Origin of the sequence: Streptomyces broussonetiae, assembly GCF_009796285.1 — a bacterium.
GTDB classification, from domain to species: Bacteria; Actinomycetota; Actinomycetes; order Streptomycetales; family Streptomycetaceae; genus Streptomyces; species Streptomyces broussonetiae.
In genome coordinates, this window is the sequence record NZ_CP047020.1 from 4798199 (window position 1) to 4820888 (window position 22690).

The window sequence follows — 22690 nt, forward strand, 5'->3', positions numbered from 1 at the left end:
TCAGCCGCTCTTCTTCCGCGTGAGGTCGTAGAAGGTGGCCGAACCCACCGTCACCTTCTTGAAGTTCTTCTGGACCCACGAGCTGATCTGCGAGGCGGTGCCGTCGCTGCTGCTTGCGCCGCCCGCTCCGAAGCCGCCGCCCGCGATGAAGTAGTGGACCTTGCCGTCCGCCACGTACTTCTGGAACTGGGCCGCCGTCGGGGACGGGTCGGTGCCGTTGAAGCCACCGATCGCCATCACCGGCCGGCCGGTGGCGAGCTGGTAACTGGCCGCGTTCTGCGCACCGATGGACGCGGCCGCCCAGGTGTACTTCGAGGCGTCCTTCTCCAGCAGCTTCTTGGCGGCCGAGGAGACGTTCGCGCCGTCCAGCAGACCGCCGAGGCCACCGCCGCCGCGCATACCGCCCTCGCCCGTCCGGCCGGCGCCGGGGAAGCCGTTGCCCATCCGGCCCCGGCCCTGCCCGCCCTGGCCCTGGCCCTGCGTGCTCCCGTTGCCGTTCCGCTGGTTCCGGCCGCCCGGCACACCGCCGCCGAAGCCGCCGCCCGGGAAGCCGTTGCCGTTGCCCTTGCGGCCCTGGCCCTGCTGGTTCTGGCCGGGCACAGCACCGCCGAAACCGCCGCGCACACCGCCCTTGCCGCCGCCCGGACCGCCACCGAAGCCCATCATGCTCGCGCCCGCCGGACCGGCCGTCGGGATGGAGCCGGTGTGCGCGGAGTTCACCGTGCTGAGGGTGTACGCCGTAGGGCCGGCGAGCGCGGCCACCAGGCCCACCGCCGCCGCCCCGAGAGCCGGCTGCCGGGAGATCCGGCCGGCGAAGACCAGGCCCAGCGCGGCCGCCAGACCGCCGGTCAGGACCAGCCACTTGAGCCAGGGGAGGTAGGTGGAGGTGCGGTTGAGCAGGACGTAGCCCCAGGCCGTCGCGGCGACCACGGAGGCGGCGAGCGTGATCGACGCCCACAGCTCCTGCCGCCTCTCCCACAGCAGTCCGGCGCCCATGCCGATCACGGCCGCGAGGTAGGGGGCGAGGGCCACGGTGTAGTACTGGTGGAAGATGCCCGCCATGTAGCTGAAGACCACCATGGTGATCAGCAGCGAGCCGCCCCACACCAGGAACGAGGCACGCGTGACGGATGTGCGCTGCAGCTTGCGGGTGGCCACCAGACCGGCGACCAGCAGGACCAGCGCGGCCGGGAGCAGCCAGGAGATCTGGCTGCCGATCTCGGAGCCGAACATCCGGTCCCAGCCGGTGGAGCCCCAGCGGCCGGAGCCGCCCGCGCCACCGCCCCCGCCCACGCTGCCGGTCTCGTCGCCGTTGATCCGGCCGAGGCCGTTGTAGCCGAAGGTCAGCTCCAGGAAGCTGTTGTGCTGCGAACCGCCGATGTAGGGGCGCGAGGAGGCCGGCCACAGTTCGACGACCGCGACCCACCAGCCGCCGGCGAGGACGAGCGCGAGGGTGGCGGCGGCCAGCTGCCCGAACCGCTTCCTCACCGGGACCGGGGCGCACACCGCGTACACGATCGCCAGCGGCGGCAGGATCAGGAACGCCTGCAGCGTCTTGGCGAGGAACGCGAAGCCGATCACGGACCCGGCCCACACCAGCCACTTCGTCCGGCCGTCCGCCACGGCCCGTACGACGAAGTAGCAGGCCAGCGCCATCAGGAGGGCCAGCATCGCGTCCGGGTTGTTGAACCGGAACATCAGCGCCGCGACGGGGGTGAGCGCGAGCACCGCACCCGCGACCAGACCCGCGACCGGGCTGAACCGGCGGCGTACACCGGCGTGGACCACCGCGACCGTGCCGACGCCCATGAGGACCTGGGGTGTCAGGATCGCCCACGAGTTCAGGCCGAAGATCCGGACCGACAGCTCCATCGGCCACAGGAACGCCGACGGCTTGTCCACGGTGATGGCGTTGCCCGCGTCCAGCGAGCCGAAGAAGAACGCCTTCCAGGACTTGCTGCCCGCCTGCACGGCCGCCGAGTAGAAGGAGTTGGCGTAACCGGAGGCACTCAGGTTGTACAGATGGAGGACGAGGGTGGCGGCCAGCAGGCCGAGGAAGGCCGGGCGCGCCCAGCGCGGGTCCTCGGGCCGGCCGCGCCACAGTCTGCGCGGGAACGGCTGCCCGGGCTCACCGCCCGCCCGGTGCGGGTGCGGGGCCGCAGGAGCGGTCGGGGGCGGACCCCACGTCGCCGTACCGCCGGCCTGTGCGGCCGACGCGTCGTACCGGGTGGTCATCGCAAGTCCCTCGGATCGGTGTCGTGAGGGCGCACCGGCTGCAACTGCATGGTGGCGTCCCTCCAGGTGCCGTCCACGGCTTCACCGGTGCGGACCTGGGTGGTCGGGGTGGTCGGGCTGGTCGGGTACGGCGGGGTCCGCTGGGTCTGCGGCACCGGACGGTGCGGCAGCGGGGTGTGCGGGCCCGGCGCGCCGTACGCAGCGCCCGTGCCGTACGGCGCGGTAGCGCCCGTGCTGTACGTCGGCGAGGACGGATGCGCGGCGCCGGCCGGGGGCGGGGTGTGCGCGGCGAGAACCGTCGAGCCGCTGTCGGGCTCGTCGCGGTCCGGGAAGACCCAGGCGCGGAAGAGCAGGAAGCGCAGCACGGTCGCGGCGAGGTTGGCGGCGATGAGCACCGCCAGTTCCGTGGAGTGCGCCGGGTTGTTGCTGGCCGCGTTCAGGGCGGCCAGCGAGCCGCTGGTCAGGGCGAGACCGATGCCGAAGACCACCAGGCCCTGCGCCTGGTGCCGTACGGCACCGCCCCGGCCGCGCACCCCGAAGGTGAGCCGGCGGTTGGCGGCCGTGTTGGCGACCGCCGAGACCAGCAGCGCGAGCGCGTTGGCGACCTGGGAGCCGGAGAACTGCCGGAAGAGGCTGTAGAGCACCAGGTAGAACAGGGTGGACAGGCCGCCGACCACGCAGAATCCGACGAGCTGACGGGCAAGTCCCTTGGGCACGTTGGTCAGATCGCGGTCGCGCGGGTCGTCACCGAAGGGCCGGGTGAGGCGGTCCAGCGGCAGCGAACCGGTGGCCAGCGCCGTGCCGACCCGCCAGACGCCCCTGAGGTCGTCGGTCGCGGTCCTCACGATGTGCACGGTGGAGTCCGGGTCGTCGACCCAGTCCACCGGCACCTCGTGGATCCTGAGGCCGGCCCGCTCGGCGAGCACCAGCATCTCGGTGTCGAAGAACCAGCCGGTGTCCTCCACCAGCGGCAGCAGCACCTGCGCCACATCGCGCCGGATCGCCTTGAAGCCGCACTGCGCGTCCGAGAAGCGGGCCTGGAGCGAGCCGCGCAGGATCAGGTTGTAGGCGCGGCTGATGAACTCCCGCTTGGGACCGCGCACCACGCGCGAGCTGCGGGCGAGCCGGGAGCCGATCGCGAGGTCGGAGTGCCCGGAGATCAGCGGCGCCACCAGCGGCAGCAGGGCGTTGAGGTCGGTGGACAGATCGACGTCCATGTAGGCGAGGATCGGCGCGTCGGACGCGGACCACACCGTCCGCAGGGCCCGGCCGCGGCCCTTCTGCTCCAGGCGGAAGTTGGTGACCTCGGGGATGTCCGCCTCCAGCCGCGCCGCCACCTGGGGGGTGGTGTCCGTGGACGCGTTGTCCGCGACGGTGATGCGGAACGCGTACGGGAAGGTGCGCTCGAGGTGCTCGTGCAGTCTGCGGACGCACGGCTGGAGGTCCTTCTCCTCGTTGTAGACGGGGATCACTACGTCCAGGACAGGCGTACCGGCGTCTGCGGCCGGGAGGTGCTCCCGCGCCGGCAGAGTGCCGGGAGAAGAGTCGGTTCGCATGGCACCGACTCAACTCAAGCCCCCTGTCGCACCCATGTGGTGGCACTGTGCTGGGCCTGTGAGTGCGATGGCCGGCCGGTTTCGGCGGCAGGCCGGGGCACGGCCGGGACGAGCGCCGGCAGATGCACGGTGAACACCGTCCGCCCCGGCATGCTGTCGACGGTCACCGCGCCGCCGTGTGCCGCCGCGACGGCCTGCACGATGGCGAGCCCGAGCCCGGTGGACCCGGTGGACCGCGAGCGCGCCGAGTCACCGCGCGCGAACCGCTCGAAGACGTGCGGCAGCAACTCGGCGTCAATCCCCTGCCCGTTGTCCTCGACGTCCACGCACATCCACGACCCGCGCCGCTGCACGCGCGCCGTCACGGTCGTACCGGGCGGGGTGTGCTTGCGGGCGTTGCCGATCAGGTTGACGAGCACCTGCTGGACGCGGGCCGCGTCGGCGGACACGAGCGCCGGCTCGTCGGGCAGGTCGAGCCGCCAGTTGTGGTCCATGCCGGCCGCGCGGGAGTCGCTGACGGTGTCGACGACGAGCGGGATGAGATCGGTCTGCTCGAACTGCAGCGGCCGTCCGGCGTCGAGGCGGGCGAGCAGGAGGAGATCCTCGACCAGGAGGGTCATCCGGCCCGCCTCGGACTCGATGCGCCCGAGCGCGTGCCGGGTGTCGGGCCCGACCTGCTCGCGCCCGCGGCGGGTGAGTTCGGCGTACCCACGGATGGAGGCGAGCGGCGTGCGCAGCTCATGGCTGGCGTCGGCGACGAACTGCCGCACCCGCGTCTCGCTCTGCTGGCGGGCGTGCAGGGCGCCATGGACGTGGTCGAGCATGCGGTTGAGCGCGGCGCCGACCTGGCCGACCTCGGTGTGCGGATCGCACTCGGACTCCGGGACCCGCTCGCTGAGGTTCACCTCGCCGGTGTGCAAGGGGAGTTCGGAGACCCGGGTGGCGGTGTTGGCGACCTTGCGCAGCGGGCGGGTGGCGACGCCGACGAGCACGTATCCGGCGATACCGGCGGCCGCGAGACCGGCCACGGTGACGCTGACCTCGATCAGGATCAGGGCGTCGATGTTCTCGTCGACGTCCTGGGTCGGCAGGGCGACGTAGAAGGCGTCACTGCCGTCCCGGCCGGTCACGTACCTGATGCGGTAGTCCCCGAGCCCGGGGATCTCCACGGTGTGCGGCTTGCCGTCCTTGGCCACCGAGTTCAGGACGTTCTGCTGCGCCGTGCTCAGGCCGTCGGCCTTCATCTGCTTGAAGAGGCCGGTGGTGTAGTTCTGCTGCTCCGAGACGGCCGCCCGGACGATCGAGCCGTTCTGCACGTACGCGGCGATCGTCTTCGCCTGTGTCGGGCCCTTGGTGAGCAGGTTGACGACCTTCTCGCCCGGTGTGGCGTTCTCCCCCGGGGAGGACCCCGGGCCGCCCGGGCCGCCCAGGTTCGCACCGCCGCCCGGAACCTGCGGGTGGCCGACGGCGCGCTGGCCGATGTCTCTCACCTTGCCGTCCAGCTGGTCGTACAGGTGCGAGCGCAGCGCGAGCGTGGTGACCGTGCCGATCACCGCACAGACCACGGCGATCAGCATCACCGACGCGACGACGAGCCGCGTCCGCAGGGTGCGCGGCTGTCCAGCTCGTCGCTTCTGTCGCGCTTGCGGACGCGGCCGTCGTCGTCCGCTCATCACACGGCGGGTTTGATCAGATAACCGGCCCCGCGCCGCGTGTGGATCATCGGCTCGCGCCCGGCGTCGATCTTCCGCCGCAGATAGGAGATGTACAGCTCGACCACGTTGGCCTGCCCGCCGAAGTCGTACGACCACACGCGGTCCAGGATCTGCGCCTTGCTGAGCACGCGCCGCGGGTTGCGCATGAGGAAGCGCAGCAGCTCGAACTCGGTGGCGGTGAGGTGGATGTTGTCCCCGGCCCGCGAGACCTCGTGGCTGTCCTCGTCGAGGGTCAGGTCCCCGACGACGAGCACGGAGTCGGACCGCCGGTCGGCGGCCCCGGACCTGCGGATGAGCCCGCGCAGCCGCGCCACGACCTCCTCGAGGCTGAACGGCTTGGTGACGTAGTCGTCCCCGCCCGCGGTGAGCCCGGCGATACGGTCCTCGACCGCGTCCTTGGCGGTCAGGAACAGCACGGGCACCTCGGGCAGTTCCCGCCGCAGCCGGCCGAGGACGGCGAGCCCGTCCATGTCCGGCAGCATCATGTCCAGGATGACGGCGTCGGGCCGGAACTCCCGGGCGGTCTGGACGGCTCCCTGCCCGTCTCCCGCACTCCTGATCTGCCAGCCCTCGTACCGAAGGGCCATGCTCAGCAGTTCGGTGATCGACAGCTCGTCGTCCACCACAAGCACGCGGACGGGGCTCCCGTCCGGCCTCAGCAGTTCGGTGCGCCCCTGGGGCGAGGTCGTGGTCATGGTGGACACCTTGTCCGGGCCCTCTGAGAAGAGGCTTTCCGCAATCTGTGATTTCCCTGAGAAACACACAGGCACCTCTCAGGCCGCACCTGGGAAAGCCCCTCGGGATCACGCCGGGCCGCCGAAGGCGTGACTGTGCTCGACCCGCGCGATGTGGATCACGTACCGCTCGTACCACCGCTCCCGCCCGCGCCGCTTGGCGTCGAGGTGCTCGGGATGGTCCCGCCAGCGCCGGATCCCCTCGAGATCCCGGAAGTAGGCGACGGAGATGGCGAGTCCGCCGGGGGCCGGGCTGTGGGCGAAGTCCTCCCCGAGGAAGCCGGGGATGTCCCGGACGAGCCGGGAGAGCCGGGCGGCGGTCCGCCGGTAGTCGTCCGCGTCCTCGTCGGGACGGCGTACGGAGGTGAACACGACGGCGTAGTAAGGGGGTTCGTGCGCGGGAGTGGGACCGACAGTGGTGTCCGGGTGATCGCTCATGACAACAACGGTCGGCCACCGACTCGTTGAGCGTCCATGGGTCTTGCCGAAAGGGATCCGTCCGGGATCCCTTTCTTTACGGTCGGTCAGAACAGCCCTTCCTGCGCACGCCGGAACTCCCGCACCGGGAGACCGAGCCGGTCTCCCGGGCCGCCGAACGGCACCATCACCCACCCCGCCATCAGCCGGGTGTCGAGCACGACGACCCCGCGTTCGCCGACCGCCAGATGGAGATCGGGTCCGGCCGCGGCGACCAGCTCCCCGCTCACGGCTCCGCCCGGCGCCAGCTCCACGACCTCTCCGTAGGCGCCCGGTGCCCGGTCGAGCCCGAACACCGTGACGTGGTCGGCGACATGGCACTCGGCGGGCCGCAGCGACTCCGGCCAGCCGGGCAGGTCGACGGCCCGCGCGTGCAGCTCCCGCAGCTCGGCGGCGCGCTCGGCCGCGGTCCGCGGCAGCGCCGAGCGCACCGCCCGCTTCTCGGCGTAGGGGATCCGGTCCGGCACCCCGAGCGCGGCCCGCAGCAGTTCCTCGGTGCGCCGGGCGGCCATCAGCGGGCCGGTGCCGAGCCAGCTGAAACACACGGCACCCTGCTCGAGCAGCCGTGCGTCGCCCCGCTCCACGGCGGTGATGCCCACCTTGGCCATCCCGGGCCCGAACCACGCCAGATACACCCGGTACGGCCGCGGGTCGTCGGCGATCGTGTCGGCGGCCACGGAGTGCGCCCGGTCCAGCCGCGCACACTCCTCGCAGCGAGCACCCGTGCTCCGCCCCGACACGGCGATCCGCCCCGGACACGCGTGCCCCCGCGCCCCCACGCACCTGCGCACACCGTCTTCCGGCACGGCGAAGGCGACCCGCTTCCCCCACGGCAGCGCACCGCGCCGCCCGCCGTCCCAGCCCAGCACGGGTCCGTCCGGCGTCCACCGCAGTCCCGAGCATGTCCATCCGTGTGCCATCACCGGTGAGCGTAGCCCCCGGGTCCGACAGGAGGCCTGAACCCGGTACGGACAGCGATCACCAACCGCCGTCCGCGCACCGCGCGTTCACTCGAGGGACGACACGGACACCGGTTCGGCGGACTCCGCACCGGGCACCACGGCCGCCGCGGAGCCGGCCCTGCGCCCCCGTCCCGCCAGCAGGCACCGGCAAGGACCGGCGGGCACCGGCAAGAACCGGCGAGGGACACCGCGGGCGACGGGCCCGAGCACGTGCATGCCCTGTGCACACGGCATGGACGGCCACCCCCGAGCCGCGGGTCGGATCAGCCCATCCCTCGAGCAACTTGTACAGACACCTTTTCTCCACGGACCGATCCACCGATGTTCTTTCGGCGGCCCTTTTGGCCGTACCGGCGAGTACCTAGAGTCGCGCTGTCATGTACGCACCCGGTCCGTCCTGGCAGGTACGGGGCCGGGGGCAACCCCATTTCCACCAGGAGAGCGCATGGTCTCGCGTCGTACCGCTTCCGCCCTCACCACCGCGGCGGCAGTCCTGCTGCTCGGCGCCGGCGGCTTCACGGCCGCCCCCAGCGCCGGCGCGGCCACCGGCACCAACCTGTCGGTGTTCGCCTGGAACGTCGACCTCGGCACCCCGATCGTCGACAGCACCCAGAACGAGAAGGCGGCCCAGCGCACCCCGACCATCGAATCGATCATCCGCAAGCACGGCGCGGACGTGGTGGTGCTGGACGAGAACTTCAACAACACCTCGACCGCCGACATCACCAGCAAGCTGGCCGACCTCTACCCGTACCACACCCCGGTCGTCGGCCAGACCTGCTCCGGCGGCGGCTGGAACGGCATCAGCGGCGACTGCTCGAACTCGCTGTTCGTCATCAACGGCGGCACGATGATCCTCTCCAAGTACCCGATCACCGCCCAGTACGCCCATGTCTTCAGCAACTCCACCTACGGCACCTGGGACTACCACGCCAACAAGGGCGCGGCACTGGCGCAGATCGACAAGGGCGGGGTGAAGAGCTGGGTGGTCGGCACCCACCTGCAGGCCGACGAGTCCGACACCTCCACCGACACCACGCAGGCCACCCGGCTCGCCCAGCTCCGCGAGATCCGCAGCTGGGTGGACGGCATCGCCGGGTCGAACGGGCCGGTGCTGATCGGCGGCGACCTGAACGTCGAGTACTACGGCGGCCAGTCGCGCGGCGACTACGCGGGCGCCCAGAGCGCGGTGAACGGCGTCCTCGGCACCCCGGCCACCGACTCGAGCCAGACCCTGCGCACCATGGACTGCCCGGCCTCCGCCTGGTGCCAGTACATGTCCGGCGTCGAGTCCTTCCCCAAGGACTACCGGGACGACCTCGACTACATCGGCTACCTGAACGCGACGAACCGCCCGGCCCCGGCCGCGATGTCCACGGTCAAGGTCGACTTCGACCCCCAGTCCGGCTGGACCACGGGCCAGACCGACACCAACGCCCCCAGCGACCACTACCCCGTCGAGGCGACGTTCCAGATCGGCTAGCACCGGCAGAAGAAGCCGCAACGCCGAAGGCCCCGGAGTGATCCGGGGCCTTCAATCCATGTGCACTCGGCAGGACTCGAACCTGCAACCTTCTGATCCGTAGGATCGGGCAGGCTGTTGGGCGGTGGGCAGCCTTCCTCCCGGCTGATCGCTGAGGGGCGTGAGCGCTTCACTGTCGTCGGCGGGGTACAAACGGTCGGGCGAACGTAGCGGGCTGGATTCACAGGCGCATGATGACCAGGGCGGTGTCGTCGGTGGCGTCGCCTGGTGGAAGCAGGTCGTTGAGCACGGCGTCGGCGAGGGCTTCGGGGTCGTCTGCCTGGTGGCGGGCCAGGGAGTCGGCGAGTCGGGCGAGGCCGGTGTCGATGTCTTCGCCGCGTCGTTCGATCAGGCCGTCGGTGTAGAGCGCGAGAACGGCGCCCTCGCGGAAGGCTGTGACAGCCTGGATCCGGGGGGCGTGTTCAGGGCGGGCGGCCAGGGGCGGGTCGGTGGCCTGGTTCAGGAACTCGACGGTCTCGTCCCTCTGCAGGAGCGCGGGTGGTGGATGGCCGGCGCTGCTGTAGGTGATGGTGCGGGTCTCCCAGTCGATGAATGCCGTGGCCACGGTGGTGTTCTCGGCGCCGTCGACAGTGCGGGCGTACAACCCGAGGACTTCCAGGGCGCGGGCGGGACCGCCGGCGACGAGGGAGGCGGCGGTGAGGGCGCTGCGCAGTTGTCCCATGACACCGGCTGCGGGCAGGCCGTGGCCGACGACGTCGCCGACGGTGACGGCGATGCGGTCACCGGGCAGATCAACCAGGTCGTACCAGTCGCCGGCCACATTCAGTGCTTCGGCGGCAGGCCGGTAGCGTACGGCCGCCTGATGCCGGCCGACCGGGCGCAAAGCGGGCAGCATGGCTTCCTGCAAGGCCAGCGCCACTTCACGGGCGCGGATGAGTTCGGTGACGTCCTCCGCCCGGTGCAGCAGCAGCGACACCCGCCCGTCCGGGCCGAAGACGGGAACGTTGGTCAGGTCCAAATACCGCTCCTGCCGCGCGCCAGGCTGCTCGGGGTCCTCCACGTCGTAGCGTTGCAACGCCACGATGCTGCGCTCACCGGTGTCGGCCGCCTGGCGCAGTGACGCCAGAACTCTGAGCAGGAGAGGCTCGGCGGGGGCTTTTTCGGGGTGGTCCTCAGGCACGAAGTGACCGATCACTTGTTCGCGTGGAAGGCCCCGCAGGCGCAAGAACTCCGCGTTGGCGTCCGCGTAGATCAGTTGCGGGGTCACTAGCGCCACCGCCCCGGGTAGGGCCTGGAACACCGCCGCGTAGTCGATCGCCGGTACCTTCATGACTTCCCTGCCTTGCCCGCAGCTCCGTCTCTTTTCACGATACGAGCGGGGAGTCACAGCTCGCCTCCTGATGTTGTAGGCCCAAGGGCGGCTACACACGAACGGTGATCGATTGGCGTGCCCGGAGACCTCGCCGACGACCTCGCCAGGGCGTGCACCGCGCGGACGTATGCGGACCGTCGCAGCAGGTGAGAGGCGCACCGGCCCAAGGTCAAGCGCTCCGCGAAGTTGCTTCGGGACGAAGAGGTCGTGGGCCAAAGGCTGTCACGCTCGATCAGTACGGCGTTTGCCCAGTACCCACGGCCGACCTGCAGATGCTTCAGCTGCCGGGCGCCGCTCAGCCATCGCCCCGTCGGGTGGATCAACAGGGTCAAGCGGGATTGAGCGCCCCCGGAGGGGACCCATGGACTCGCGGGCGATGTCTGCGGTCCGCCACGAGGGCGTACCGGTGCCTTGTGAGGGGTGAGCATGGGACCTTCGGTGAGCAGGGTTGCCGTGAGCAAGTTGCCGATGGTCGGCGCGATGTTCTGGGCGACCAAGATCGTGGCCACCACGCTGGGCGAGTCGGCATCGAACTTTGTCACGATGGCCCCACTGAACCTCGGCTACGCCGTTGGCGCGATGATCTTCCTGATGGCGTTCGGGGTCACCCTGGCGATGCAGCTCAAGGCTGACCGCTTCCACCCGGTGGTGTTCTGGTCGGTCATTCTGACGACCAGCATCGTGGGCACCTCGATGTCCGACTACATCAACCGCACTGCTGGGCTCGGCTACGCCGGCGGCTCAATTCTGCTGACCAGCCTGCTGGTGATCGTGCTGATCGGGTGGCGGATGACCGGACAGACCATGGATGTGGAACGGATCGCCACCACGGAGGGCGAGGTCTTGTACTGGACCGCGACACTGGTGTCCAACACGCTGGGTACCTCCAGCGGTGACTTCCTCTCCGGCGGTCTGGGCCTCGGCTTCCGCGACAGTTCTCTGCTGCTGTCCGGGGCCATGCTCGTGATCCTTGCCGCGCACTATCTGACCCCTATCTCCGGCACTGCGCTGTTCTGGGCGGCCTACGTGTTGACCCGCCCTCTCGGAGCGGTGGCGGAGAACGCGGTGGAAAAGCCCGTCGCGCAGGGCGGGCTCGGATCGGGAACCACGGTCACCTCATCCGCGCTGCTCGCCGTCCTGGCAATTCTGGTGGGCCGGCAGATGGTCGGGGGCCACCATGTGACCCGCAAGGTGGATGCCGCCTTCGCAACCGATAGCCACGATCCCCAGCCTGTCGGCCCGTCAACAGCAACTTCGACGGATGGCTACGCAGGCAAACCCCCGGGACGCCACTCGCACCGAGGGGAAGGCGACCGGGCCGATCTCTGAACTGCGCCGTTCTGACATCCACGAGTGTCATCAACGGCGCCGGACGCCAGCACTCCTGGGCGGTCTGGCACGGCCCGCGTGGCCCGGCGACTCCCCGGCAATGCCGCGCAGCGATCGAACTCCTGAAGCGGGTGTCGCAGGTTGGCTCAGCCGAGGTAGGGGCGCTCACGGTGCTCCAGGAAGCGACGGATCCTGAGCCGCTGCGTGTGATGCATCGGCAGTTGATCGATCTCTTCCGGTTGGACGAACCGCAGCTCCGTGGACTCGTCCGAGATCGCGAGCCGGCCGCCGACCACGCGGGCGGTGAAGCAGACGTTGAACTGTCTGCGCACCTCACCGTCCCAGTAGGCAATGATGTGGCGAGGGTCGGTGTACGTGCCCACGAGCCCGGTGATCTCTACGTCCAGACCCGTTGCCGCGCCTGGCGCCTCTCCCAGGCCGAAGCCGCCCGCGCCCGCGCCGGCCTCCTCACCACCGACGAGAACACCACCCTCGTCACCGCCTCTTCCGCCAAGGAGGGGCGTCAGCTCCTGGCGGTGGCCCGCGACAGCCGGCTGTGGGCCGCGTATGAGCTGGCCGTCCGTATCGGCCTACGTCGGGGTGAGGTGCTGGGACTGCGCTGGTCGGACGTGGATCTTCACGAAGGCGTTCTCACCGTCCGTAGCCGTTTGATCCACCCGCACTCACCGGTTAGGTCGAACTGACGGCGCCTCTCGTTCCGCCCCGGCGATTCGTGGGAAGGGCAGAGGAGGACAGAGCGGCAGAAGGGTGACAGCGTGCAGGCCAGTATTGGGGACAGGCTCCTTGTCCACGGTCGGAACGTGGGACAGCAGAATCGCACCGCAGAGATCATCGAGGTGCTCGGGATGAACGGGGGCCTCCGTACCGGGTCCGTTTCGAGGACGGTCACGAGACGCTGATGAGTCCAGGCCCGGACTCCGTGGTCCGTCCCGCGTTCGAGGACTAGACAGCGCTCGGACCCGGCGGTTGCCGTCAAACACTGCCGTCAAGGCAAAAGCCAGAGACCCCGTGGATCTCTCCACGGGGTCTCTGATCTGATGTGCACTCGGCAGGATTCGAACCTGCAACCTTCTGATCCGTAGTCAGATGCTCTATCCGTTAAGCTACGAGTGCTTGTTCTTTTGTTCTTGTCTCCGTTTCGGCCCTTTCGGCCCTGTCCCGGCGACAGGAAGAACATTACATGACTGCCGCCGTCATGTGAAATCCGATCCGCACACCCGTTGTGACCTGCGAAAACGCCGACAGCGGGGTCCCGTGGGGCACCCTGTGGGACATGCCCTGGAGAACGCCGAAGCCCCGGTCCTGTGGACCGGGGCTTCGGGATCGGTGCGGAGGCGGAGGGATTTGAACCCTCGATGGGCTTTAAGGCCCAAACCGCATTAGCAGTGCGGCGCCATAGACCGGACTAGGCGACGCCTCCAGCACAACCGCTCACGCGAGCGCGAGAGTGGTGCGTGCAGATGATGACACAGCCGAGTGCCCTGTCACCAATCGGCCTCCACGGTACTAGGCACTCGGGCCGCAGGGCAAAGGGCTTCCGTCCGGCGAGGCGTGCGCCGCGTCCCGCCGGCCGGCGGGAGCGCAACGTCCGGCGGGCGGCGGCGTTGGGCAGGGCATGGTTCTTCTCATCCAGCGGAGGGCGGCGCGAGCCCTCCTGCGACGGGGGCCCGTGGGCGCCGTCGCCGCCCCCGCACTCGGCGCCGTCTCGGCCCTGGTCGCCCTCGCCGCCGTACCCGCCGTCGCGGCGCCCGCCCTGCCCCCGCCCGTGCTACCGGAGGACCGGGCCGGTGATCACCTCACCGTCGTGGTGCAGCACGCCGGGTCCGGGCGGGACGGAACGTACGAACTCTTCTGTCATCCGGACAGCGGCACTCATCCGGATCCGGCCGGGACCTGCCGGGCGCTGGACGGGCAGACGCGGTGGGGGCAGGACACCTTCGCCCCGGTGGAGCCCGGCTCCACCTGCACCATGATCTACGGCGGCCCGGCCACCGCCCATGTCACCGGCACCTGGGCCGGACGCCCGGTCGACGCCGTCTACGACCGCAGCAACGGGTGCGAGATCGGGCGCTGGGACCGGATGGTGCCGCTGCTGCCGAAGCCGGGACCGGCCTAGCCGGTCGTGCAGACAGGCTGCCCATGGACGGTTCTTGGCCGAATCACCGTGGCCGTAAAGGTCCCGCGAAAGTCTTGCGGAGTCGAAGCCCGTGGTCAGGGGGTGGTCACGGGATCGGTGTCACTTCCTCGTGGGACCTCCCTCTCATCCGGCGTCGCAAGCGCAACGCGTGCCCTTAGACTCCCTCGCGTGACACGTTGCGGGCCGGTTGGCAAGATGGCCCGAGCGGTCGGCAAGGTGCGGTAACAGGGAGGAAGCGTCTCGTGAGCAGCAGGCCATCCCGAGGCGCTGCTCGCCTCGCAGCCATACTCGACGCTCTGCCGGACGCGTTGGTCCTGGTCAACGCCAACGGAACAGTCGTCAACGCCAACACCATCGCGCTCGAGGCATTCGAGGCGCCGGGTACGGCTCTGGTGGGGCGGGGCCTGCTCGATCTGCTGCCGCAGTTCGACTCCCGGCTGATCCCGGGGTCCATGCGGCGGCCCGATCACATGGACCCGCACGGGCGGACCAAGCCCACGCGGATGGTCGCGCGGCGGACCGACGGAACCGAGTTCCCGGTCGAGGTCACCAGCGCGAACCTGGAGAACGGGCAGCAGGCGTACGACGGTTACGGATACACCGGCGACGAGCTGCTGATGATCGTCGTGCGGGACCTGTCCGGGACCGTGGACACCGAGGCGGAGCTGGCGCGCTCGCAGCGGCAGACCGAAATGATCCTGCGGGCCGCGGCCGAGGGTGTCGTGGGCACCGACACCGACGGGCGGATCGTGCTCGTCAATCCGGCCGCCGCCCAGATACTGGGCTACCGGGCCGGTGAGCTGGGCGGCAAGGAGCTGCACGCCCTGGTGCTGCACTCGCGCGCCGACGGCTCCCCCTTCCCGTACGAGGAGTCACCGCTCGCCGACACCCTGCGCTCCGGGCGCAAGCACCGGGTGCGCGGGCAGGTGCTGTGGTCCAAGGGCGAGGAAAGGGTCTCCGTCGACCTCACCACCGCTCCCGTGCGCGACGGGGACCAGCTCGTCGGTGCCGTGATGACCTTCACCGACCGGCGGTCCTTGGACGCCCTGGCCGAGGAGAAGGCCGCGCTGGAGCGGGCGCACGCGCAGGAGGTCGAGCGGCGCGCCGAGGAGCACGCCGCCGACCTGACCGCGCTGCGCCAGAAGCACGTCACCGAGCTGGAGGAGCTGCGCGAGAAGCACGCCGAGGAGCTGGCGGCGGGCGAGGAGCGGTACGCCGCGCTCGCCGAGCGGGAAAAGGACCGGTACGAGGCGCTGGCGGGCCGGCACGAGCAGTTGCTGACCCTGCTCGGGGCGTCGCTGCGCGGGCCGCTGGACGAGCTGCGGCGCGAGCTGTCCGCCCTGGCGGCCGATGACGCGGGGCAGCTGTGGCCCGAGGCCAACCAGGTGCTGCACCACCTCTCGGCCGGGTACGCCCGCATCACGACGCTGATCGACAACGTCCTCGGGTACCAGCGGCTGGACGCCGGCAGTGAGGACATCACCCGTGCGAGGGTGATGCTGGACGCCGTCGTCGCCGCCGGCGTGGACGGCGCGGTCGAGCTGATCGGTCCGGGGCGGGTGCAGTTCGCCGTGCACGCGCCGCCCATCGAGGCCGAGGTCGACCCGCAGCGGCTCGCAACCGCCCTCGCCCACCTGGTGGCGGACGTGGCCGGGGTCGACGCCACCGGCAACTCTCCCGTCTCCGCGGGCGGTTATCTGGACAACACGGTCGTGGTCGCCGCCGCGCAGCGCGGTGAGGTGGTGCGGATCGAGGTGCGCGGGCCGTACGCCGGGGGCGACCCGGTGCACGAGCCGATCGTGCGCGGGATCGTCCGGGCCCACGGCGGCGTGCTGCAGACGCACGAGGTGCCGGGCATGAGCGGCAGCGCGTACGTCCTGGAGGTGCCGATCGGCGGCGGTGCCGGGGCGGTCGCCGCCGCGTCCGCTCCGGCCGAGTCCGCCGTGGACGAGAGCGCTACGGCCGACGGACACACGGTCGGCGGCGGACGGCGGCGGGCCCGGCGGGCCTCCACGGACGCCTTCCTGGACGGTGACGTACCCGGCGCGGGCGAGACCGGTGAGGCGGCGGCGCCCACGCCGACCGGGCGGCGCCGCAGGCGTGCCGGCGCGCCCGCGGAGCAGAGCGCCGTGGCCACGGACGAGGGCGAGCAGGCCGCGTCCGGCGGCACCGGGCGGCGCCGTGGGCGGCCCGCCGCCGTCGCCGCCGCCGACGGCACCGGCGACGCGGTGAGCGAGGGCGCCGTGGTGACCGCGGCCGAGCATGCCGCGGGGGCCGCCGCCGTCGCCACGGGACTCGGCAGCACCGTGCCGCCGCGGGGCGTGCCCGTCTCCGCGGGCCAGGTCGCCCGTCCCGACGCCGGCGCGCCGCAGGCCGCCCTGCCGCCCGCGCTGCCCGCGGGGGGTGCGGAGCCGGCTCCGGGCACCGGTGCGGAGGACACCGCTGCCGAGGGCGCGCAGCCGACCGGGCGGCGCCGGCGTGCGCTGGCCGCCGCGGCGGAGCGTGCCGCGGCGCAGGAGGCCGCGGGACCGCGTCCCGTCTTCGCCCTGCCGCCGGCCGAGGCCGACCGTTCCCCGCAGTCCGCGGACTCGGCGAGCGCGACCGGGGCCGGTGCCGAGGCCCGACCGCAGCTGCCCGCTCCGCTTCCGGCGCCCGTCCAGGACGTGCCCGGTGACGACGGCCGGCACGACGCCGTGGCGCTCGACGCCGCCGAGGACCACACCCCGCCGCAGCCGCACCCCACCAGCGCACCGACCGGCCGACGCCGCCGGGCCGTGGCCCAGTCGGCTCCCGCCGCGCAGCCGACGGCAGCGGCACCGGGCGCCACGTCCGTACCCGTGCCGGGGACCGCGCAGCCGGTTGCCGCACAGCCGGTTCCGCCACAGGCCGCTGCGGGGCAGGCGGCTGCGGGTCGGACGGCTCCCGCCCAGGCGGTTCCGGCTCTGGCCGGTCAGCCCGGGCAGAACCCGGCGGGGACGCCGACTCCCGGTCGGGGCACGCCCGTTGACGCCCATGCGGCGCAGGGCACGGTCGGGCAGGGCCTCTCCGTCCCGGCCGGTCCCGCACCGGCGCCGGGTCGGCCCGTCGTACCGGGCCAGGCGGCGTCCGGCAGCGCGACCACGGCACCGGCCGCGCCCGCCGCTGCCGGACAGCCCGTGCCCGCCCGGCCGGTGGCTCCCGGGCAGCAGCTCCCGGCGGTACCGTCGGCGACCCCGCCCGGCGGTACCCCGGCCGCGCAGCCGCTGCCGCTGCCCGCGGAGGCCGGGGCCGGACCGGCACCGGCGACCGGTCGGGCCGCACCGGCGCCCCAGGCCGCGCCCGTGACCGCAGCCGGCACCCCCGCGGCCACCGTCCCGCAGCAGTGGCCCGGTGCCGACGACACCTCCGGTGCGGGCACGCCCGTACCCGCCGCGTCCCAGGCCGAGGCGCAGCTGCAGCGCAGTGCGCAGCCGCTGCCCGTCGAGGGGGCCGCGGTCGACCCGAACTCCACACAGGGACGGGCGATCAGCGTCCGTACGCTCGGGCAGGGCGTGCCGTTCGCGCGCCAGGCCGCACAGGTGCAGCAGCCGACGGCGACCCCGCCGCCGCACGCGCCGGGCGGTTCCGGCCGCCGCCGCAAGCTGGGCACGCCCCCCGACCCGGCCACCCGCCCGGAGCAGCAGCCCGAGCAGGCGGCCCGCCCGCACCCGGCGGCCGAACCGGCGCCCGCGCAGCAGCCCGTGGCGCAGCAGCCGTCGTCGGCCGGGCAGTCCCGGATGGCCCTCGGGACCGAGGGGGCCGGACGGTCGTACGCCATAGGTGCCCCGGACGCCGACGCCGCCGAGGGACCCGAGCCGCTGGACGGTCCCGGCGGGGCCGTCGAGGTCGCGGATCCTCCGCGTCCGCAGCCGATGGACGACGAGCTGCCCCCGGAGCCACTGGACAACCCGCGCCGGCTGCTGGTGTGGCCCGCGCCGGACGTGACGACCCAGCAGGCGCTGAGCGACCGCGGGTACCGGCCGGTGATCGTGCACTCCCGTGAGGAGGTCGACGCGCAGATCGCTGCCTTCCCCGCCGCGCTGTTCGTGGACCCGCTGACCGGGCCCATCACGCGTACGGCCCTGCAGTCGCTGCGCCAGGCCGCCGTCGCCGCCGAGGTACCGGTGCTGGTCACGGCCGGGCTCGGGCAGGCGACGCGCGAGGCGGCGTACGGCGCCGACCCCGCCGTTCTGCTCAAGGCGCTGGCGCCGCGCGACAGCGAGCAGCACCCGCCGCGGGTGCTGCTGATCGAGGAGCACGCGGAGATCGCGCTGGCGCTGACCGCGACGCTGGAGCGGCGTGGGATGCAGGTGGCGCGTGCCGCGAGCGACAACGACGCGGTGACGCTGGCGGGGCAGTTCCGGCCGAACCTCGTGGTGATGGACCTGATGCAGGTGCACCGGCACCAGGGCGGAGCCGGGTTCACCGGGATCATCGACTGGCTGCGTGTGAACGGCCGGCTCAACCGCACCCCGCTGGTCGTCTACACCGCCGCCGTCGACCAGGCCGACCTGCCGAGGCTCGCCTCGGGCGAGACGGTGCTGTTCCTCGCGGAGCGGTCCACGAGCAGCGAGGTGCAGAACCGGATCGTGGATCTGCTGGCCCGGATCGGCACCAACTAGCCCTCTGGGAAAGGAGGTCGGCGCGCGACCAGCTTGCGGGCCGCCTCCTTGATGGAGTCCCTCAGGCGGTCGCGGTCGGTGTGCTCGGTGCCCGAGAGGATGCGGCGCATCTGCGGGACCACGGCCATCCAGTTGACCAGCGCGGTCAGCAGCAGCAGCAGGTCGCCGGGCGGGATCGCGTCACTGATCACGCCGCGGGCCTGGCCGTCGGCCAGGGCGGCGACCTTGCGGGCGTAGTGCTCCTGGCGGGCCGGTTCGTCGGGCAGCTCGGCGGTGCCGTACTCGAGCCCCTCCCAGAAGAGCAGGCGGAGGAACTCGGGGTGGCTCGCGTGGTAGTCGAGCAGGCGGTCGACCCAGCCGTCGACGTCGTCCGGGTCGACCGGGACGGCCGCCGCGAGGTCCGTCATGGACCGGCCGAGGACCTGGCCGAACAGCTCCGCCTTGTTGCCGTAGTAGGCGTAGATCAACTGCTTGTTGGCCTTGGCCTCGGTGGCGATGCGGTCGATGCGGGCGCCCGCGATGCCGTGCCGGGAGAACTCGGCGACCGCCGCGTCGAAGATGCGGGCCTTGGTGGCCTCGGGGTCCCTCACTGCTGCCATGCGGACAGGGTAGGGCGCGGGCGTCAAGTAACCAACTATTTGGTTGACAGGGAATGCGGGCGACGGCGACCCTGTTACTGCTTCCAACCAACCAGTTGGTTGATGACTTCCCGGTCGAGAAACCCGGCTCCAAGGAGTGTCTGCGTTCATGCCGTCAGCAACCCGTACCGGCGAGGCCCGCGTGCTCCCGGTCACCGACCAGGAGCGGTCCGCGTCCGGCACCGCCTTTCTGCTCCTCGTCGCCGTCTGCACCGCCGTCACGGCCGCGAACATCTACCTCGCGGCACCCCTGCTCCCGCTGATCGCCCACAGCTTCGGCACCACCGCCTCCGGTGTCGCCTGGATCGCCTCGACGGCCCAGCTCGGCTATGCGGCCGGCCTGCTCTTCTTCGCCCCGCTCGGCGACGGCGTCGACCGGCGCCGACTGGTCGGCGGACTCTCCCTCGTGGCCGCGGGCGCGCTGGCCGCCGCAGCCGCCGCGACCGGCACCGCCGCACTGGCGGCAGCCGTCCTGGTGGCCTCGGCCGCCACCGTCGTACCGCAGCTGCTCGTGCCCCTGGTGGCCGCGCGGGCCCCCGCCGACCGGCGGGCCCGGCATGTCGCGGCCGTCATCTCCGGGCTGTTCACCGGGGTCGTGGCAGCCCGGGTGCTCGGCGGGCTGATCGGGCAGGCCTACGGCTGGCGGGTCGTCTTCGGCGGCGCGGCCGTCCTGACCGCACTGCTGGGCCTCGTCACCGCCCGGGCCCTGCCCCGCGAGGACCGGCCGCGCCGTACCGGCCCGCTGTTCGCCGGGCTGGCCTCGCTGCCCGGTATCGTGCGCCGCTCGCCGGACCTGTGGCGCGCGTGCGTGCGGCAGGCCGGGCTGTACGGTGCCTGGAGCGCCCTGTGGACCTCGCTGGCGCTGCTGCTCACCGGCCCCCGGTACGGCCTGTCGACCGCCGTGGCCGGACTGTTCGGCCTGTTCGGGCTCTCGGCGAGCGCGGTGGCGCCCCTCGCGGGCGGCCTCGTGGACCGCTTCGGCGCCGCCAAGGTCGTCCGCTGCGCCTACCTCGCCGCCGCCGTCTGCGTCCCGCTGTTCTGGCTCGGCGGGCACACGCTCGCCGCGCTCGTCGCCGGTGCCGTCGCGATCCACGCGGCGCTGGTCGCCTCCCACGTGGCCAACCAGACCCTCGCGCTGACGACCACCTCCGCGCCCGCGACCGCCAACACCGCCTACGTGGTGGCGAACTTCGCCGGCGGCGCCCTCGCCTCCGCCCTGACCGGCCCTGCCTACGGCCACTGGGGCTGGAGCGGGGTGTGCGCGGTGGCGGCGACGTGGCTGCTGCTCGGGTGGACGGCGACGGCGGTACGGCGTCCCCGCGCGTGACGGCAGTACGGCGCCCCCACGCGTGACGGCAGTACGGCGCCCCCACGCGTGACGGCAGTACGGCGCCCCCACGCGTGACGGCAGTACGGCGCCCCCGCGCGTGACGGCCGTCCTGATCAGCCGGCGCGAACGGCCGACGCCGCGGTCAGCCGACGGCAACCGGCCGACGCGAACGGCCACCGCCATGACCAGCCGACGCCAACCGGCCGGTGCAAACAGCCGACGCCGTGATCCGCCGCCTGATCAGGTGGTGTGATCGGCCGGCTGGTCAGGCGGCCGATCAACCGGCTGATCAGGCGGCGTGAACGTCCGGCGTGAACGTCCGGCGTGAACGTCCGGCGTGAACGTCCGGCGTGAACGTCCGGAGCGCGGTCAGAGCGTGGTGACGGCCAGCTCGCCGTCGGCGTACTGCCTGCGCAGCACCTTCTTGTCGAACTTGCCCACGCTCGTCTTGGGCACCGCCTCGACGATCGTCCAGCGCTCGGGCAGCTGCCACTTGGCGATGCGGCCCTCCTCGGCGAGGAAGGTACGCAGGGCCGTGAAGTCGGCGGTCGCGCCCTGCCGGAGGACCACCGTGGCCAGCGGGCGCTCGCCCCACTTGTCGTCGGGTACGGCGACCACCGCGGCCTCGGCGACGTCCGGGTGGGACATCAGCGCGTTCTCCAGCTCCACCGAGGAGATCCACTCACCACCGGACTTGATGACGTCCTTGGCACGGTCGGTGAGGGTGAGGTAGCCGTCGGGGGAAATGGTGCCGACGTCACCGGTCTTGAGCCAGCCGTCCTCACTGAACTTGTCGGCGGGGCGCAGCGGCTCGCCGTCCGCGCCGTTGTAGTAGGCGCCCGCGATCCAGTTGCCGCGGACCTCCAGCTCGCCCGCCGAACGGCCGTCCCAGGGCAGGCGTTCGCCGCCGGGGCCGGTGAGCCGGGCCTCGACGCCGGCCGGGAAGCGGCCCTGGGTGAGGCGGTAGGCGAACTCCTCCTCGGTGCCGACCACATGGGCCGGCGGCCGGGCGACCGTGCCGAGCGGGGAGGTCTCCGTCATGCCCCAGGCGTGGCAGACCCGCATGCCGAGCCGGTCGAAGGCCTCCATGAGGGAGGGCGGGCAGGCCGCGCCGCCGATGGTGACCTGGCCGAGGGAGGAGACGTCCCGGGGGCGTGCGGTCAGTTCGGCGAGCAGGCCCTGCCAGATCGTCGGGACGGCCGCCGCGTGGGTCGGCCGCTCCCGCTCGATCATCTCGGCGAGCGGCGCGGGCTGCAGGAAGCGGTCCGGCATCAGCAGGTTGACGCCGGTCATGAACGTGGCGTGCGGCAGGCCCCAGGCGTTGACGTGGAACTGCGGGACCACGACCAGGGACGTGTCCTGGTCGGTCAGGCCCATCGACTGGGTCATGTTGACCTGCATGGAGTGCAGGTAGATCGAACGGTGGCTGTACACCACGCCCTTGGGGTCGCCGGTCGTGCCGGAGGTGTAGCACATGGCGGCGGCCTGGCGCTCGTCCAGCTCCGGCCAGTCGAACCGCGTCGGCCGGTCCGCGATCAGCTCCTCGTACTCGTGCACCTGCGCGGCGGCACCCGCCAGCGGCGTACGGTCGCCGGGGCCGGAGACGACGATGTGCTCCACGGTCGGCAGCTTGGAGAGCAGCGGCGCGAGCAACGGGATCAGCGAGCCGTTGACGATGACGACCTTGTCGGCCGCGTGGTTGACGATCCACACCAGCTGCTCGGCGGGCAGCCGCAGATTGAGCGTGTGCAGCACCGCACCCATGGACGGGATGGCGAAGTAGGCCTCGACGTGCTCGGCGTTGTTCCACATCAGGGTCGCCACCCGGTCGTCGGCCCGGACGCCGAGTTCGTCCCGCAGGGCGTTCGCCAGCTGTACGGCACGTACGCCCGCCTCGGCGAAACTGCGCCGCTGCGGCTCGGCCTCCCCGGTCCAGGTGATGATCTGGGACCTCCCGTGCACCAGCACCCCATGAGCAAGGAGACGGGTGACGGTCAGCGGTACGTCCTGCATGGTGCTCAGCACGGGATCCTCCTGGCGACATTGCCTACGCGGGAGTAG

At 72.0% G+C, this 22690-nt stretch carries 15 protein-coding genes, 2 tRNA genes and 2 pseudogenes; 7 read left to right on the top strand and 12 right to left on the bottom strand.

What is annotated here, in order from left to right; all coding sequences use genetic code 11:
• The 6 genes from GQF42_RS22265 to GQF42_RS22290 all read right to left on the bottom strand — a co-directional run bounded on the left by GQF42_RS22265 (position 1) and on the right by GQF42_RS22290 (position 7637).
• Positions 1 to 2235, bottom strand: a complete 2235-nt coding sequence (locus GQF42_RS22265) for an ArnT family glycosyltransferase (protein ID WP_158922541.1) — start codon at positions 2233 to 2235, stop codon at positions 1 to 3.
• Positions 2232 to 3791, bottom strand: coding sequence for a bifunctional glycosyltransferase family 2/GtrA family protein (locus GQF42_RS22270; RefSeq protein WP_158922543.1), 1560 nt, complete (start codon positions 3789 to 3791; stop codon positions 2232 to 2234). The genes GQF42_RS22265 and GQF42_RS22270 overlap by 4 nt, the downstream gene beginning before the upstream one ends.
• A gap of 14 nt (positions 3792 to 3805) precedes the next feature.
• Positions 3806 to 5464, bottom strand: a complete 1659-nt coding sequence (locus GQF42_RS22275) for a sensor histidine kinase (RefSeq protein WP_158922545.1) — start codon at positions 5462 to 5464, stop codon at positions 3806 to 3808.
• On the bottom strand, positions 5464 to 6201 hold the full coding sequence (locus GQF42_RS22280; protein WP_233273421.1) for a response regulator transcription factor: 738 nt from the start codon (positions 6199 to 6201) through the stop codon (positions 5464 to 5466). The genes GQF42_RS22275 and GQF42_RS22280 overlap by 1 nt, the downstream gene beginning before the upstream one ends.
• Before the next feature lie 108 nt (positions 6202 to 6309).
• On the bottom strand, positions 6310 to 6678 hold the full coding sequence (locus tag GQF42_RS22285) for an antibiotic biosynthesis monooxygenase family protein (protein WP_158922549.1): 369 nt from the start codon (positions 6676 to 6678) through the stop codon (positions 6310 to 6312).
• Positions 6679 to 6764: 86 nt separating this feature from the next.
• Positions 6765 to 7637, bottom strand: coding sequence for a DUF2797 domain-containing protein (locus GQF42_RS22290; RefSeq protein ID WP_158922551.1), 873 nt, complete (start codon positions 7635 to 7637; stop codon positions 6765 to 6767).
• Positions 7638 to 8124: 487 nt separating this feature from the next.
• Here GQF42_RS22290 and GQF42_RS22295 point away from each other — a divergent pair, with 487 nt between their 5' ends.
• Complete coding sequence (locus GQF42_RS22295; protein WP_158922553.1) at positions 8125 to 9162, top strand: sphingomyelin phosphodiesterase; 1038 nt, start codon at positions 8125 to 8127, stop codon at positions 9160 to 9162.
• A 220-nt stretch (positions 9163 to 9382) separates the two neighbouring features.
• On the opposite strand, the gene GQF42_RS22300 is transcribed toward GQF42_RS22295, so the two are convergent.
• A complete protein-coding gene (locus GQF42_RS22300) occupies positions 9383 to 10492 on the bottom strand; it encodes a PP2C family protein-serine/threonine phosphatase (RefSeq protein ID WP_158922555.1) in 1110 nt (369 codons plus the stop codon).
• Between the two features lie 495 nt (positions 10493 to 10987).
• Here GQF42_RS22300 and GQF42_RS22305 point away from each other — a divergent pair, with 495 nt between their 5' ends.
• Positions 10988 to 11863 carry a COG4705 family protein gene (locus GQF42_RS22305; RefSeq protein ID WP_158922557.1) on the top strand — a complete coding sequence of 292 codons (876 nt, stop codon included), beginning with the start codon at positions 10988 to 10990 and terminating at the stop codon, positions 11861 to 11863.
• Positions 11864 to 12009: 146 nt separating this feature from the next.
• Here the strand turns inward: GQF42_RS22305 and GQF42_RS22310 are convergent.
• Positions 12010 to 12276: pseudogene (locus GQF42_RS22310) on the bottom strand (NUDIX hydrolase); the annotation flags it as partial.
• Here GQF42_RS22310 and GQF42_RS46015 point away from each other — a divergent pair.
• Both GQF42_RS46015 and GQF42_RS22320 read left to right on the top strand, forming a co-directional pair.
• Positions 12220 to 12567: a tyrosine-type recombinase/integrase gene (locus GQF42_RS46015; protein ID WP_233273422.1), complete on the top strand. Its 348-nt coding sequence runs from the start codon at positions 12220 to 12222 to the stop codon at positions 12565 to 12567. The pseudogene GQF42_RS22310 and the gene GQF42_RS46015 sit on opposite strands and share 57 nt — an antisense overlap.
• A 72-nt stretch (positions 12568 to 12639) precedes the next feature.
• Positions 12640 to 12830: pseudogene (locus GQF42_RS22320) on the top strand (DUF1918 domain-containing protein).
• 94 nt (positions 12831 to 12924) lie between these two features.
• On the opposite strand, the gene GQF42_RS22325 reads toward GQF42_RS22320, so the two are convergent.
• Positions 12925 to 12997: transfer RNA gene (locus GQF42_RS22325), tRNA-Arg, on the bottom strand.
• 216 nt (positions 12998 to 13213) lie between these two features.
• Positions 13214 to 13304, bottom strand: a tRNA-Ser gene (locus GQF42_RS22330).
• Between the two features lie 249 nt (positions 13305 to 13553).
• Here GQF42_RS22330 and GQF42_RS22335 point away from each other — a divergent pair.
• A complete protein-coding gene (locus GQF42_RS22335) occupies positions 13554 to 14000 on the top strand; it encodes an SSI family serine proteinase inhibitor (RefSeq protein WP_233273423.1) in 447 nt (148 codons plus the stop codon).
• Positions 14001 to 14263: 263 nt separating this feature from the next.
• Positions 14264 to 18661 carry a response regulator gene (locus GQF42_RS22340; RefSeq protein WP_158922561.1) on the top strand — a complete coding sequence of 1466 codons (4398 nt, stop codon included), beginning with the start codon at positions 14264 to 14266 and terminating at the stop codon, positions 18659 to 18661.
• Here GQF42_RS22340 and GQF42_RS22345 read toward each other — a convergent pair.
• On the bottom strand, positions 18658 to 19260 hold the full coding sequence (locus GQF42_RS22345) for a TetR family transcriptional regulator (RefSeq protein ID WP_158922563.1): 603 nt from the start codon (positions 19258 to 19260) through the stop codon (positions 18658 to 18660). The two genes, GQF42_RS22340 and GQF42_RS22345, sit on opposite strands and share 4 nt — an antisense overlap.
• 148 nt (positions 19261 to 19408) lie before the next feature.
• Here GQF42_RS22345 and GQF42_RS22350 point away from each other — a divergent pair, with 148 nt between their 5' ends.
• Positions 19409 to 20626 carry an MFS transporter gene (locus GQF42_RS22350; RefSeq protein ID WP_158922566.1) on the top strand — a complete coding sequence of 406 codons (1218 nt, stop codon included), beginning with the start codon at positions 19409 to 19411 and terminating at the stop codon, positions 20624 to 20626.
• Between the two features lie 372 nt (positions 20627 to 20998).
• On the opposite strand, the gene GQF42_RS22355 is transcribed toward GQF42_RS22350, so the two are convergent.
• Positions 20999 to 22654 carry a long-chain fatty acid--CoA ligase gene (locus GQF42_RS22355; RefSeq protein ID WP_158922568.1) on the bottom strand — a complete coding sequence of 552 codons (1656 nt, stop codon included), beginning with the start codon at positions 22652 to 22654 and terminating at the stop codon, positions 20999 to 21001.
• Positions 22655 to 22690 lie beyond the last annotated feature (36 nt).